Annotated in this window: 9 protein-coding genes; 4 read left to right on the forward strand and 5 right to left on the reverse strand. The window is 72.3% G+C overall.

The annotated features are described in order from the left end of the window. The first annotated feature begins 84 nt into the window (after positions 1-84). Positions 85-1,494, forward strand: coding sequence for a PepSY domain-containing protein (locus MZC64_RS43905; RefSeq protein WP_247765450.1), 1,410 nt, complete (start codon positions 85-87; stop codon positions 1,492-1,494). Between the two features lie 69 nt (positions 1,495-1,563). On the opposite strand, the gene MZC64_RS48415 is transcribed toward MZC64_RS43905, so the two are convergent. After that, complete coding sequence (locus MZC64_RS48415; RefSeq protein WP_308301137.1) at positions 1,564-5,214, reverse strand: CHAT domain-containing protein; 3,651 nt, start codon at positions 5,212-5,214, stop codon at positions 1,564-1,566. Between the two features lie 187 nt (positions 5,215-5,401). Here MZC64_RS48415 and MZC64_RS43920 point away from each other — a divergent pair, with 187 nt between their 5' ends. Beyond that, positions 5,402-6,241, forward strand: coding sequence for an SGNH/GDSL hydrolase family protein (locus MZC64_RS43920; RefSeq protein ID WP_247765451.1), 840 nt, complete (start codon positions 5,402-5,404; stop codon positions 6,239-6,241). 7 nt (positions 6,242-6,248) lie between these two features. On the opposite strand, the gene MZC64_RS43925 is transcribed toward MZC64_RS43920, so the two are convergent. The 4 genes from MZC64_RS43925 to MZC64_RS43940 all read right to left on the reverse strand — a co-directional run bounded on the left by MZC64_RS43925 (position 6,249) and on the right by MZC64_RS43940 (position 10,674). Beyond that, positions 6,249-7,490 (reverse strand): helix-turn-helix domain-containing protein, encoded by a 1,242-nt coding sequence (locus MZC64_RS43925; RefSeq protein ID WP_247765452.1) that lies wholly within the window; start codon positions 7,488-7,490, stop codon positions 6,249-6,251. Between the two features lie 120 nt (positions 7,491-7,610). Beyond that, positions 7,611-8,345 (reverse strand): 1-acyl-sn-glycerol-3-phosphate acyltransferase, encoded by a 735-nt coding sequence (locus MZC64_RS43930; RefSeq protein WP_247765453.1) that lies wholly within the window; start codon positions 8,343-8,345, stop codon positions 7,611-7,613. A 100-nt stretch (positions 8,346-8,445) separates the two neighbouring features. Next, positions 8,446-9,810: an aminotransferase class V-fold PLP-dependent enzyme gene (locus MZC64_RS43935; RefSeq protein ID WP_247765454.1), complete on the reverse strand. Its 1,365-nt coding sequence runs from the start codon at positions 9,808-9,810 to the stop codon at positions 8,446-8,448. 42 nt (positions 9,811-9,852) lie between these two features. Continuing rightward, complete coding sequence (locus MZC64_RS43940) at positions 9,853-10,674, reverse strand: AraC family transcriptional regulator (protein WP_247765455.1); 822 nt, start codon at positions 10,672-10,674, stop codon at positions 9,853-9,855. 152 nt (positions 10,675-10,826) lie between these two features. On the opposite strand from MZC64_RS43940, the gene MZC64_RS43945 reads away from it, so the two are divergent. Both MZC64_RS43945 and MZC64_RS43950 read left to right on the forward strand, forming a co-directional pair. After that, positions 10,827-12,131, forward strand: a complete 1,305-nt coding sequence (locus MZC64_RS43945) for a cytochrome P450 (protein WP_247765457.1) — start codon at positions 10,827-10,829, stop codon at positions 12,129-12,131. A gap of 147 nt (positions 12,132-12,278) precedes the next feature. Continuing rightward, on the forward strand, positions 12,279-14,411 hold the full coding sequence (locus MZC64_RS43950; RefSeq protein ID WP_247765458.1) for a tetratricopeptide repeat protein: 2,133 nt from the start codon (positions 12,279-12,281) through the stop codon (positions 14,409-14,411). Positions 14,412-14,444 lie beyond the last annotated feature (33 nt).

Consider the following 14,444-nt stretch of genomic DNA (forward strand, 5'->3'; position numbering starts at 1 on the left):
ATTGTTGCCTGGGAAAGCGGTGGAACCGTTTGGGTCACCGGTCCGACTACTGGGGGAAGTCCCTTCCACCGCTAAGGAAGCCGGATGACCGCGAACCAGCTCACCGCGACGACCCCCGCGCCGCCCGCGAGTCAGTCGCGCACGCTGCGCCCCCTGTTGCTACGCCTGCACTTCTACGCCGGTGTCCTCATTGGACCCTTCCTGTTGATCGCCGCTTTCACCGGCCTGCTCTACGTGTTCACTCCGCAACTGGAACGCGTTGTGCACAGCCAGGAACTCTTCGTCACCCCCGCCGGAGCCGCACAACCCCTGTCCCAGCAGATCGCCGCAGCCAAAGCGGCCCTGCCGGACGCGACCCTGGTCCGGGTTCGTCCCGGCGCGACCGAGACGGACAGCACCCAGATCATCTTCAGTCGGGCCGGCCTGGCGCCCAGCCACTGGCTCACCGCCTACGTCGACCCCTACACCGCCCAGGTCCGCGGCACCCTGGAAACCTACGGCTCCAGCCAGGCGACCCCGATCCGCACCTGGCTGGACGAGTTGCACCGCAGCCTGCACCTGGGCGATGCCGGCCGCGTGTACAGCGAACTGGCCGCGAGCTGGCTCTGGCTGGTGGTACTGGGCGGCCTGATCCTGTGGTGGCAACGCCAACGAGCCCGCCGTCGGCGCCTGCTGCTGGTGGACCGCAAGCTCCGCGGCCGCCGCGGCCTGCTGTCCTGGCACGCCGTGCTGGGCACCTGGATCGCGCTGCCGCTGCTGTTCCTGTCCGTCACCGGCCTGACCTGGTCCGAGTACGGCGGCGAGAGCATCGCCGACCTCCGCAAAGCCCTGTCCTGGCAAACCCCCACGCTGTCTGCCAGCCTGTCCGAACACTCCGCGCACGGCTCGCACCAGCAACCCACCGGCACCACCGGCCCGGACGCGGGACCGGACCGCATCCTGGCCACCGCCCGCCAGTCCGGCCTGGACGGCCCGGTCGAGATCACCCTGCCCTCGGGGGCCGGAAAGGCATACCTGGTCAAGCAGATCAAGGGCAGCTGGCCGCAGAAACAGGACGCCGTGGCCCTGGACCCCGCCACCGCCCAACCCCTGGAAACCCTGCGCTTCCAGGACTTCCCACTGGGCGCCAAACTCGCCCGCTGGGGCATCGACGGCCACATGGGCGTCCTGTTCGGCCTGCCCAATCAGCTACTGCTCGCCGCGGTCTGCCTGACCCTGATCGCGATGATCCTCTGGGGCTACCGGATGTGGTGGCACCGCCGCCCGACCAGAGATCGTTTCTCGCTGGGCAAGCCGTTCCCACGCGGCGGCTGGCGGGCCGTGCATCCGGTGGCGCTGGCCGGTTTGGCGGTGGCGGCGGTGCTGTTGATGTGGCAGCTGCCGGTGTTCGGGGTCTCGCTGCTGGGATTCCTGGTGGTGGACCTGGTGCTGGCCTGGCGGGCCCGTCGACGGGGCGCGCTGGTTGTGCGGGGTGAGGAACTCCTGCGCAAGTGATGCCGGGTGGCACTGGCCATAGGTCCGGCCGTCGGACCTATGGCCAGGCCGGGGCTGACCCGGCCGCTGTCAGCCGGACTCTTCGGGCCTGATCCCGTTACCCAGCAACAGATACCGCTCGGCGAAGTCCGCGATCTCGCGCAGCAGTGCCTCCCGGTCCGCCGCCACCGGCAGCAACCCGGCGAAGACCTGCCCGAACCGCACCCCTGGCACCACCGCCACCCTGGCCACCAGCTCGTCGAAGTCCTGGGGCAGCACCGCGCCCGCCGGCCGGGGGACCAGTCTGCACAGGTTTTCCAGCGCGTCGCGGGCGGATTCGTGGCCGGTGGTGTGCCAGAGCAGGGTGGCGGCGAGCAGGTGCGCGATGGCGGTGGCGGGTTTGCGGTTGGCGGCGCTCAGGTGGCCGGCCAGGTTGTGGTGGCAGACGGCGATACTGTGCACCTCGGCGCGCTGGTAGACATAGCGCAGCGCGAGTTGTTCCAGGTCGATGGCGCGTTCTGGTCTGCGGCGGGTGCGTTCCAGCTGGGCGCGGGCGCTGAAGACGCGGCCGAGCTGGGTGAGGTCGCCGAAGTCCTGGAAGACCTGCTGGCAGTGCCGGAGCAGGCGTTCGGCCTCCTTGCGGCGGCCCAGCCGGGCCAGCAGGGTGGCCTCGTTGAAGCGGGTGCTGGCCTGTTCGTGCCTGCCCGCGCCGCGTTGCCCTTCGCTGTGCTGGATGCGGCGGTTGAACTCCAGCGCGCCCGCCCAGTCCTCCTGACCGCGGGCGGCCCGGCAGGCGGCGTCCAGGACCAGTTCGAGCACCTGCCAGGGCGGGGCGCCATCCGGTTCGGGTTCGAGGGTGTCCAGGTGGGTCAGGAGGGTGGTGGCGCGGTCCAGGGCCTCCTCGGAACGGCCCAGCAGAGCCAGATTCTGCAGCAGGGTGGCTTCGTGGCTGGCTTCGGTCCAGGATCCGGCGGGGGCGGCGGGCAGGCGGGACTGGGCCAGTTCGACCGCGTCGGTCAGGCGGCCGTGGTCGCGGGCCAGGTCGGCGAGCTTGCCGGCGACGACCGCGGCCATCTCGGACCGGCCCTGGGCGTCGGCCTGGACCAGCACCGCGCGCAGCCGGGTTTCCGCCCCGGCCGGATCGATGGCGGCCAGTGTGATCGCGTGCACCGTCTCGCACAGCAGCCGGTCCGCCGGGTCGAGTTCCTGGGCCAGGCACAGATCCAGGTGGCCGAGCAGCCGCACCGCGGTGCCCGGCGAGCGGTCCCGGCCCAGCACGTGGTGCAGGATCTTGGCCACCTCGCCCCAGCGGGCCAGCCGGACCAGGTAGGGCACCGCGGCCAGGGCGGCGTGCACGACCTCGGTGGTCGAGGTGCCCTGGTTCTCCCGCTCCATCCGGTCCTGGCAGATCGCCCACCACAGCGCGCCGATCAGATCGTCCAATGTGGACTGCTGGGCAGCCGGGACTTCGGACCGGATGGCCTCGGCAACGCCGGGATGCAGGGTGTAGCGGATGATCCGCCGATCCGGGTCCGGGTGCACCAGGGCGGCATCGCGCAGCAGGGCAAGGGGTTCGGCCAGCGGCACGGCCTCGCCGGGTTCCCACAGCCGGGGCCAGAGCGCGGCCACGATCCCGGACTGGCGGTCGTCCTCTTCCAGACAGGCCAGCAACTCCGCCAGCCGCCGGGCCGGCTCGGGCAGGTCGGCCAGGGTGCCGGTGGTCCAGGAGGTCAGCGCGCGCAGGAACTGGCCGGGGTCCAGGTCGCTGGATCCGGTGGCGAAGAAGGAGTCCAGGGGTTCACCGCGGACCGTGGCCGCGGCGTGCGCCATGTCCAGCCGGTCGCGCAGCCGGCCCGGATCGGTCGCGGCGGCATCGGCCAGTTCCAGCAGACCCGGGTGACCCTGCACCACGTTGATCACCTCGCGGACCAGCGTCCGCTGCCCGGAATCCCCGTCCAGCAACGCTTTCAGGTTGGGCAGCTCCCTGGCCAGCAACGCCGATTCGGCCAGCGAGAGCGCGTGCACCGGCAGCACGGCCACCCGCTCGGTGCCCAGCCCGGCCGGGGTGACCCGGCTGGTCAGCACCACTCGGGAGGCGCCGCGGTGCCCGGTGAGCACATCCACCAGGTCCGTCCACTGTGGATCTCGCCAGGAGCCGTTGCGGGACAACAGGGTTTCCAGGTTGTCCAGGACCAGCAACACGACCTCGTCGCGCAGCAGCGCGGCCAGCCGGGGCAGGAACTGCTGGAAGGTCGCGGCACTGCCCAGCGCCTCGGTCATCCGGAACCGGGGGAGTTGCGCTTCCAGGGCGTCGGCGAGCAGCCCCAGCGCCTCGCCCGGTGCGGTCTCCCGCTCCGGCGCCCGCCACCAGGCCAGGCCGCCGAACCCGTTCTCGTGCTGGTAGGCCAGTTCCACCGCGGCCGTGCTCTTGCCCGCCCCGGCCATGCCCAGCAACAGCACCCCGGTCCGGTCGCTACGCGGGGCGAGCGCGGTGCTGGCGTCGATGAGCAACTGGGTTCGTCCGACAAAACGCGTTGGCTCATCAGGGAATCCGGGCATTCGCTGCCGGTACGGATCCAGCTCCGGTTCCCGGTCGGGTGGGTTCAGCCGCAAGCCGATGCCGCCGGAGCCGAACAACGCCGGGGTGCCCACGGACAACGCGGGCCGGTCCGCGCAGACCCGGCCCGCGGCCACCGGCACCGCCAGCCCCAGCGCCCGGTCCACCGGCAGGCCACCGAGCAGCCGCCGGTACAGCTCGCCGGTCAGGGTGATCGCGAACTCGTCCGAGACCGGGTACCGCATGCCCACCGCGGCCACCCCGAACGCCTCCACCAGCCCCACCGCCGGTCCGACCGTGGCCACGCCGTCCCCGGAACGCCGGGAGAACCGCTCGGCCTGTTCGGCCAAGCCCAGGCGCTGCAAGGTTTCCGCCGCGGTGGCCGCGCCGGAGTGACAGGTGCCCAGCACCGCCAGCTTGAGCCGCCGCCGCGCCGGCCGCAGCAGCTCCACCAGATCCGCGGTGTGCACCGGATCAGCGGTGCCGTCGGCATGTTCCAGCAGCACCAGGCCGTGCTCGCCGTGCCCGGCCACGTGCAGCACGTCCCAGCCCGGCGACTCCTCGGCGAAGCCGCGCAACCGTTCCCGGGTGACCCCGTACTGCACCACGCGGATGTGCACCGCCTTGCCGGTCTGCTTGGCCAGCAACCGCACCAGGTGGGCCAGTTCGTGGCGTTCCCGGCGCAGCGCGAGCACGGAGGTCCGCGAGGGCATGGAGAACAGCGCCAGGATCCGCAACTCCGCGCCGACCGGTTCCTTGCGCACCTGGCGTTCCCCCGGCCACCGGTAGACCAGCCGAATGCCGCGCCGGGTCAGGGACTCGCCGTCGACGTGGGCCAGTTCCAAGGGCCGGTCCAGCAGGAACGCGGCCCGCGCGGGCAGGTCCACCAGCACGGTGTCCAGATCGCTGTCCAGGATGGCGTGCCCGATGGCCTGGCCGAGCACCGCGACGCCTAGCCACTCGCCCAGCCAGTCGACGATCTCCGCCTCGGTGGCCACCCGGTCATCGGGCGCGGCGTTGCGCCGCAGGTAGCCGTCGAGGTCGTCGAACGCCTCGTGTTCCGCGCTCGCCGGGTCGAGGTCCACCTCATGGTCGGCGACCAGGTGGCCGTCGGCGTCGGAGAGCAGCCAGCGCCAGCGGAGATGGCTGGAGAGATCGGCGGCGCGCAGCACCCAGGTAGTCACTCCGGGGGTGTCTGTCCTGGGGGCCGGAGCGTTTCGGGTGCGCAGGTCTCAGTTCGGCACACACAGGGTGGTTTTGTGTCCGATCACAACGGAGGCCCGTCAACTCTGGAAAAGTACCCAGCGTGGCCGCCCGGTGTGACCCGCATCATGTGATGTGTTTGTTTCTCCCGGAACCACGGAGGTCTCGATGCGGATGCGTGCCCGAGCGGCGGCGGCCCTGGCGATGACGGCGGCCGCGCTGCTGTCCGGACCGGGCGCGCAGGCGGATGCACCGGAGTACGTGGCGATGGGGGACTCGGCCGCGGCCGGACCGCTGATCCCGCACCAGAACATCAACCTGGCCTGCCTGCGCTCGGACCGGAACTACCCGGCGGTGGCGGCCAAGGCCCTGGGCGCGAGCCTGCGCGACGTGACCTGTTCCGGGGCCACCACGGCCGACTTCGCGGGTCGCCGACTCGGCTTCATCGCCCCGCAGTTCGACGCGCTCAAACCGAGCACCGACCTGGTCTCGGTCACCATCGGCGCCAACGACTCCGGCCTGTTCCAACAGGCCCTGAGCTGCATCAACCTGCTCCCGGAGCCGGTCGGCCTGTCCTGCGCGGACCGGCTGACCGCGGGTGGCCGGGACCAGCTGGCCGCCGCGGTGGACGCCTGGGCGCCCAAGTTCGGCGCGGCCCTGGACGAGATCCGCAAGCGCTCGCCGCAGGCCAGGATCGTGGTGACCGGGTACGGCACCTACATCCGGCCGGAGGGCTGCCACCCGGTCCAGCCGGTGTGGGCGCGGGACGGCCGCTACCTGCAGAGCGTGCTGGACCGGATCAGCGCGGTCGCCCGCGGCCAGGCGCAGCAGCGCGGCGCGCGGTTCGTGGACTTCGCCGCGGTCACCGTCGGGCACGACATCTGCGCCGCGCCCGCCCAGCGTTACCTGGAGGGCCTGATCCCGACCAGCCCGGCGGCCCCGCTGCACCCCAACGCGCAGGGCATGGCCGCCTTCGGCAAGGCGATCGTGGCGGCGGCCCGCGGCTGAGCGGCGGTCAGCGGCGGGTGGCCGCCCGCGCCGCCAGCGCGGCCTTGAGCAGCCCGACGTCCTTGGTGCTGGTGGCATCCAGCCCGGTCAGCTCGGCGATCCGGCGCAGCCGGTAGTCCACCGTGTTCGGGTGCACGTGCAGTTCGGACGCGGCCGCCCGCCGACCGCCCGCGCGCAGGAACACTTCGAGGGTCTGGACCAGTTCTTCGTTGCCGGACAAGGGTTCCAGCACCCCGGCGAGCTGGTCCAGGGCGGGGCTCGGCCGGGACAACTGGTACTCCAGCAGCACATCCCGCAGCCGGTGCACCCCGGGCGGCCGGCCGAACCGCCGGGCCACCGCCAGGACCTCCCCGGCCACCGTGGCGGCCTCGGCCACCCCGGCCGGTTCGGCGGCCACCGCGCCGACGGTGATCTCCGCGCCCGCGGCCCGGCTCAGTCCGGCCACCACCCGGTCCAGCCAGGCCCAGTCCCGCTCGGTCAGCTCGGCCACGGGCGCCGGGCCAGGCAGCAACGCGGTGCCGCCCTCCGCGGTCAGCGTGGAGAGCACCGGATCGCGGATCTGCCGGTCCAGCTCAGCCCGCACCCGGCGCAGCTTGCGCCGCCCGGCGATCACCGGATCCACCCCGTCCCCGGTCTCGTCCGGATGCGCCCCGACCGCGAGCGCCAGCACCAGGTAACACGGCGGCAGCCGCAACCCGGCCTGACCGGCGGCGACCTCGGCCGGGATGCCGCTGAGCAGCGAGGACAGCAGGGTGTGCCGGGCGGAGTGATCGTCGTCGAACATGGTCTGCCGGGCGTCCAGATACCCCGCGCCGACCGCGGGCGCGACCACTTCCAGATAGCGCAGCGCGAGATCGTTGACGGTCATCACGTCCTCGATCTCCTCCGGCCGGGCGTCCGGGCGCAGCGAGTCCCACAGGACCTGGACCCCGATGTGGTACGCGGTGAGCACCACGTCGATCGGCAGCCCCTCCTCGGCCCGGCGCGCCGCCGACTCACGCAGGAACCCCAGTTCGCCGCGGGTGGGCAGGGTCCGGGTGCGCAGGATGTCGATGAAGGAACGCAGGGTCGACTCGATGACCTGGTTGATGTCCCCGGCGAGCGCCTCGGCGGGCAGCTGGCGGTAGGCGGGCACCCGCCGGGTGATCTCCACCAGCACCCGCTCGACCAGCGCGGGCAACTGCCGGGTGAAGCGCTCGTGCAGTGCTTCTCCGCCGACCACCAGGTCCCGCGGTTTGTCATCCGGCACAGCTGGTGGCCCTGCCTTCCACGATCCGACCCAGGTCCGCCGTCGAGTTGGCCCAAGTGGTACGCCCACTTGGCCCAACTATGCGTACCAGTTTGGCCAACTCGGTGTTTGGGTGGTGGGTCAGCCGGGCGAGCGGGTGTCCAGGGCGGCGGCTTCGGCGGGGGTGGGGGCGGTGCCGCCGAGGTGGGCGGGCTGCCACCAGGTCTGGTCCGCGGCCGGGCTGTCCGGGTAGTCGCGCTGGGCCTTGTCCACCAGTTCGGCCATCCGGGCGCGCAGCTCGGCGGTGACCGCGGTGGCGTCCTGTTCGGGGGTGGGGTGCAGGGGCTCGCCGATCAGGATGGTGATCGGCAGGTGCCGGGTGCCCAGGGCGCGCGGGCGGCCCTTGGTCCACATCCGCTGGGTGCCCCACAGTGCCATCGGGATCAGCGGCGCGGCCGCGGCCGCCGCCAGCCGGACCGCGCCGGACTTGATGTCCTTGACCGTGAACGAGCGGCTGATCGTGGCCTCCGGGAACACCCCGATCACCTCGCCGGTGCGCAGCGCGGCCAGGGCCTGCTCGTAGGCGGCCTCGCCGGCCTTGCGGTCCACCGGGATGTGGTGCATGCCGCGCATCAGCGGGCCGGAGATCCGGTTGTCGAAGACCTCCTTCTTGGCCATGAAGCGGGTCAGCCGCTTGGCGGGCAGCGCGCCGAGCCCGGCGAAGATGAAGTCCAGGTAGCTGACGTGGTTGCTGGCTAGCACGGCGCCGCCCTGGCGCGGGATGTGCTCGGCCCCGTCGATCCGGATCCGCATGTCCAGCACCCGGAACATGGTCTTCGCCAGTGCGATGACCGGGGGGTAGACGATCTCAGCCATGGGTGGTTGCCGACCGATCTGCAGCAGGGAAACCGGACATTACCGAAGCTAGGCCGTTCCGGATAACCCGGCAAGGCAACCGCGCCGGAAGCAGTCGATCTCACTCGCGTCCCAGCATCCGGATGATCTCGATCGCCTCGGCCACCCTGGCCGCGTCGGTGCGGTGGCTGAGCACGCACAGCCGGAGCAGGTACTGGCCGTGCAACCGGGTGCTGGACAGGAAAATCCGTTCGGTGGCGTTGATCCGGTCGAGCAGGCGCTGGTTGTCCGCGTCGTCGCCGTGCTTGCGGCGGAACACGTTCACTGTCAGGTCCGGGTGCACTGGAACGTCCACTTCGGACAGTGCGGACAGTTCGCGGTGCACCTCGGCGGCCAGGTCGAGTTTCTCGTCCAGGGCCCGGCGGAACGCGGCCACGCCGTGCAGGTGCAGGGGCAGCCACATCCGCAGGCCGCGGAACTCGCGGGTCAGCTCGGGGCCGAGGTCGCAGAAGTCGGGCGGCCACGGATCCCGGCGCAGGTCCTGGAGATAGCTCGCGTCCACGGTGTGCGCGGCCCGCAGGGTGGCCCGGTCCCGCACCAGCAGCACCCCGGTGCCGTAGGGCAGGAACAGGGTTTTGTGCGGGTCGAAGGTGATCGAGTCGGCCAGTTCGATGCCGCGCAGTTTCGCCCGGCCGCGTTCGGTGAGCTGGAAGCCGCCGCCGTAGGCGCCGTCGACGTGGAACCACAGGCCGTGCCGGGCGGCGATCCCGGCCAGGTCGGTCAGCGGGTCGATGGTGCCGGTGCTGGTGCTGCCCGCCGTGCCGACCAGCAGAAATGGTTCTCTACCGACCGTTCGGTCGGCGGCGATGAGCGCTTCGGCGGCGGCCGGGTCCATTCGGTGCTCGGCGGTCACCGGCACCACCCGCACCTGGTCGGGGCGCAGTCCGGCGATCAGCGCGGCCTTGGCCACGCTGAGGTGGGTGTGCTCGGTGACGTAGAGCGTGCCGCGGTCGTGCCGCGGGCCGAGCCGGTCGTGCCGGGCGGCGACCACCGCGGACAGGGTGGCCAGTGAACCGCCGGTGGTGATCAGCCCGCCCGCGGTGGCGGGTAAGGCGAACTCGCGGCAGAGCCAGTCGAGCACGCTGTCCTCCAGCGCGACCAGGTCCGGCGCGGTGGAGGCGACCCCGGTGAACCGATTGACCACAGTGGACAGGAACTCGCCGATCGAGGCCGAGATCAGCCCACCGGCCGGGAAATAGGCCAGGTAGCCGGGTCCGGCGGTGTCCACCGCGTTGGCCGCCGCCTCCCGGAACACCGCCAGCAGCTCGGCGAACTCACCGGGTTCCTCGGCGGGCGGGTCGAACGGCTTGGCGCCGGTGAGCCGGGAGGCGGGCGCGGCGGGCAGGCCGGCCAGGAAGTCGGCGGTCAGTTCGGTGGTGGCCGTCATCATCGCGGCCAGCTCCGCGCGGCTCGGGTCCAGTGACATGATCGCCACGATAGGAACCGCAGGTCAGCGCGGTCTTGTACGTTATTGCGCCCGCCAGCGCAGGTATCCGCCCGGTGCCACGCCGACCATGCGCCGGAAGTGCCGGGACAGGTGCGCCTGATCGACAAAACCGACCTCGGCGGCGGCCTGCGCCGGGCGGATCCCGCGCTCCAGCAGCTCCCGGGTCCGCTGCACCCGCTCCTGGTTGAGGTAGGCGTGCGGCGGCAGCCCGAACCGCTCCCGGAACCCGCGCAACAGCACGAACCGCCCCAGTCCGACCTCGGCGGCCAGCTCGTCCAGACTCGGCGGCCCGGCCATCCGGGCCAGCAGCAGCTGCCGCGCCAGCTCCAGCCTGCCCGCCCCCGCCCGTACCGGCCGCGGCTCCCGCGCCTGGGTGCCGTGCTGCTGCCAGAGCCGCGCGATCGCCTGGTACAGCAGGGTTTCCGAACTCAGGTGGGCCTGCTGCTCGGCGGCCCGGTGGGCGGCCAGGATCGCCGCCGCCAGCTCCCGGTCATAACTCGGCTCGCCGTGGAAGGCGGGTGTCCCGGCGGGCCCGCCGAGTTCCCGCACCGCCGCCGAGACCAGGTCCAGGCCGGGGTAGAGCACCCGGTAGGCCCAGCCGTCCGCGCCGGTGGCCTGCCCGGTGTGCACCTCGCCCGGGTTGACGCAGGTGATCCCGCCCGCGCCGATCACCCGGGTGTCCGAGCCGACCTGCAGCACCTCGGATCCCTGCTGTACCACGCCGATCGCGTAGGTCTCGTGGCTGTGCCTGCTGAAGGCGTGCCTGCGGAACCGGGCTGTCATCAGGTCCAGTCCGGGCACGCTCGGATGCCGCCAGTACCGCGCGGGTTCGGCCGTCGCCACCCCCACACCGTACGTGTTGGCTCCGGCCAGTCCACTCGATCGGATCATCAAGTCCGCGATCGGCCGGTCGTGCCCAACGCCGCGGTTATGGTCGAGAAGCGTGGCGCCCAAGGAAACCGGAGTGTCCACAAGGGACTGAGAAAGGGCATTCCGTGACTCACCTGGGCACCGCCGCGGCGCTGCGCCTCGGCCTGCGCATCCGCACCGAGTTCGTGCTGGGCCGCCTGCTCGGCGCCTGCGGCGACCAGATCGCCCGGCTGAACTGGCCGCGCTCGCTGGAAGATCCTTACCCGCTCTACGAACGCATTCGCCGCCGGGGCGCGTTGCACAAGCAGCTGAGCGGAGTGTGGGCGACCACGTCTTATACGGTGTCCAGGCAGGTGCTGCGCGACCGCCGGTTCGGCGTGCCGATCGCGCCGGGCAGTCTGCCGGTGACCGCGGTGAACCGGTACTTCCCGCGTTCCATCGTCCAGCTGGACCCACCCGAGCACACCCGGCTGCGGCGAGTGGTCGCCCCCGTGTTCACCCCGTCCCGGATGACCGACTACCGGGCGGGTTTGCAGGCCACGGTGGACGAACTGCTGGACCGGGTGACCGATGCGGACCAGTTCGACCTGATCACCGACCTGGCCATCCCACTCGCGGTGGCCCTGACCGGGGATCTGCTGGGCATCCCGCCGACCGAGCGGTCGGGACTGGCCGAGTACAGCCTGGCGGTCGGATCGAACCTGGGCGGGGTGCGGTCGGTCCGCGACGCGGAGGAACTGCTGACCAGGGGCCAGGAGCTGACCAGCCTGTTCGACCGGTTGCTGGCCGCCTCCCCACCCGCGGCCGAACTGCCCGCCCGGCTCGCGGCGGCCAGGGCGGACGGCACGATGACCACCGCCGAGGCCCAGGCCATCCTGCTGTTGTTGGTGGCCGCGGGAATCGACACCTCGGTCGGCATGATCGGCAACGCCGCGCACGCCCTGCTGCGGCACCCGGACCAGTGGGCGCTGCTGTGCGCCCGACCGGAACTGGCGCCGCGCGCGGTGGAGGAGGCCCTGCGCTACGACCCGGCAGCGCAACTCACCGCGCGCCTGGCCCACGAGGACGTCGAACTCGCCGGCCAGCTGATCAAGGCCGGTCAGGTGGTGTTCGTGCTGATCGCCGCCGCCAACCGGGACCCAGCCGCCTACCCCGACCCGGACCGCTTCGACCTCACCCGCCAGAACGAACCCGACAACCTCGCCTTCGCCAACGGCATCCACTTCTGCCTGGGCGCCAGCCTGGCCCGGCTGGAAGGCGAGGTGCTGTTCCGGGCACTGGCCGAGCGGATGCCGTCACTGCGGCTCGCGGGCAGGCCCCGGCGGCTGATGTCCACCGGGACCCGGGCGTTCGAGGCGTTGCCGGTGACGAATTCCGCCCGTCGCACCGTTGGCGGCCAGTCGGCGGCGGTCGCGGGGCGCGGCCGGTAGGCGAGGGTGACGTACCTGGAGTAACGCACCCGCCTGCGGCCGTGCGGGTGGCGTGCTCCTGCCGGAAGTAGTGCGCGGTTAGCCCGGGTGAGTGGTGTTCACCGGAGCTGTCCGAGGGATGTCCCGACGGAGGACAGACTCGATTCCGTGGACAATCGGCCGGAGGTGCGCAATGTGGCCGGCGGCCCGGGCCCGATCGTGCAAGCCGGGTCCATTGACCACGTCTCGCTTTCCGCCGAACCGCCCGGCAGGCCCCGGATTCCCCGGCAGCTGCCGTTGGCGGTGCGGGACTTCACCGGTCGCGGCGAACACCTGTCCGCCCTCGACGCGCTGCTGACCGGCAGCGCGGACGACGGCCTCGGCGCGGTGATCATCTCCACCGTGGACGGCACGGCAGGCGTCGGCAAGACCGCGTTGGCCGTGCACTGGGCGCACCGCGTCCAGCACCGGTTCCCCGGTGGCACGTTGTACGTGAACCTGCGTGGTTACGACGCCGGGGCGCCCGCCGACCCGCGTGAGGTGCTCGGCGAGTTCCTGAGTGCGCTGGGGGTGCCGCTGGAACAGGTCCCGCCGGGACTGCCTGCGCGGGCCGGGCTGTACCGGTCGGAGCTGGCCGATAGCCGGGTGCTGATCGTGCTGGACAACGCCAACTCCGCCGCGCAGGTGCGGCCGCTGCTGCCCGGCGACCCCGGTTGCCTGGTGGTGGTGACCAGCCGGGCGAGCCTGACCGGACTGGTGGTCGGCGAGGGCGCCAGCCGACTCACGCTGGACCTGCTCACCCCGGAGGAGGCCCAGGGAATGGTGCGGACGATCCTCAGGCCGCGCCGGGCGGAGGCGGAGCCGGACGCGGTGGTCGAGCTGATCGAGACCTGCGCGCGGTTGCCGCTGGCGCTGCGGATCGCCGCCGGGCGGGTGGCGGCACACCCGCACCTCACCCTCGCCGAGCTGGTCGCGGAGTTGCGCAGTGACCTGGGGCGCTGGGACGCGCTGAGCGTGCCCGCCGATGAGCACACCGCGGTGTGGCCGGTGTTCGGCTGGTCCTACCACCTGCTCACCCTCGCCCAGGCCCGGATGTTCCGTCGCCTCGGACTGCACCCCGGCCCGGTGATCAGCCTGTACGCCGCCGCGGCCATAGGCGGGGTCGGGGTGGCCGAGGCCAGGCGGTTGCTCGACGCGCTGGCCGAGGTGCACCTGATCGAGCCGATCGCCCGGGACCGGTATCGCCTGCACGACCTCCTGCGCGCCTATGCCGCCGATCGGGCCGAGCACGACGAGTCCCCGGCAGAGTGTGATCAGGCCCGCCGGACCTACATCGAGTGGTTCGCCCAGCACACCGCCGCCGCCGTGCTGGCGATCGCGCCGATGCTCGCGGAGTGGTACGGCGCCACCGATCCGGCCGCACGGCTCACCCCGGAGATCACCTTCGCGGACGCCGCCGCGGCGTGGGCGTGGGTTGGCTGGGCGGATGCCAACGTGCTCCCGGTGGTCCGCACGGCCGTCCGCCACGGTCTGGACCACTCGACCGTGGCCCTGGCCCGGGTTGCCGCCACGATGCTCTCGCTGCGCGCGTTGTGGGACGAGGCGCTGGAGGTCTGCCGGGCCGGGCTGGCCGCCGCCCGCAGGCTCGGCGACCGCACCGCCGAATGCCGGTTGGCGGAGAACCTGGCTCTGCTGCAGTGGAGTGTCGGCGAGGTGCGGGAGGCCGAGGAGTCCTTGCGGATCGCGCTGACCCTGGCCAGGGAGATCGGCGACCGTTGGCTGATCGCGGAGGTGCTGCACCACCTGGGCTGGCTGCACGTCGACCGGAAGTTGTTCGCCCAGGCCAGGGAGCACCTGCTGGCGGCGCTGCCGCTGTGCCTCGGCGCGCAGGACGGGCGGATGGAATACCTCGTCGAGTGCCATCTCGGTGTGGCCTACGGCGGGCTGGGCGAGCACGACCAGGCCCGCGGGCACCTGGAGCGCAGCCTCGCGCTGCTGGCACGGACCGGTCACGCCGGCGTCGAGTCCTACCTGCTGACCCGGCTGGCCCAGGTTCGGCAGGCCGCGGGCGAACACCGCGAGGCGATCGCCCACTGCGAACAGGCCCTGGCCCGCGAGCAGCGCATCTCCCGGCCACAGGACCACGCCCGCACCCTCGACATCCTGGGCAGTTCGCTGCGGCACCTCGGCGACACCGCCCGCGCGATCGAGTCCTGGCGCGCGGCGCTGGCGATCTTCGAGCGGTTTGGCGACTACCAGGCGGCGGACCTGCGTGCGCGGCTTGGTGATCTGGAGTTGTAGACCGTCCGGCAGGCTGGCCGGAAGCGGCCGGGG

This window comes from Crossiella sp. S99.2, assembly GCF_023094165.1.
In the GTDB taxonomy this organism is placed as follows: Bacteria; Actinomycetota; Actinomycetes; order Mycobacteriales; family Pseudonocardiaceae; genus Crossiella.

Excerpts from the sequence above, each read along its gene's own strand:
- MZC64_RS43905 (WP_247765450.1), top strand. The coding sequence starts at position 85 with ATGACCGCGAACCAGCTCACCGCGACGACCCCCGCGCCGCCCGCGAGT.
- MZC64_RS43920 (WP_247765451.1), top strand. The coding sequence starts at position 5,402 with ATGCGGATGCGTGCCCGAGCGGCGGCGGCCCTGGCGATGACGGCGGCC.
- MZC64_RS43930 (WP_247765453.1), bottom strand. The coding sequence starts at position 8,345 with ATGGCTGAGATCGTCTACCCCCCGGTCATCGCACTGGCGAAGACCATG.
- MZC64_RS43935 (WP_247765454.1), bottom strand. The coding sequence starts at position 9,810 with ATGTCACTGGACCCGAGCCGCGCGGAGCTGGCCGCGATGATGACGGCC.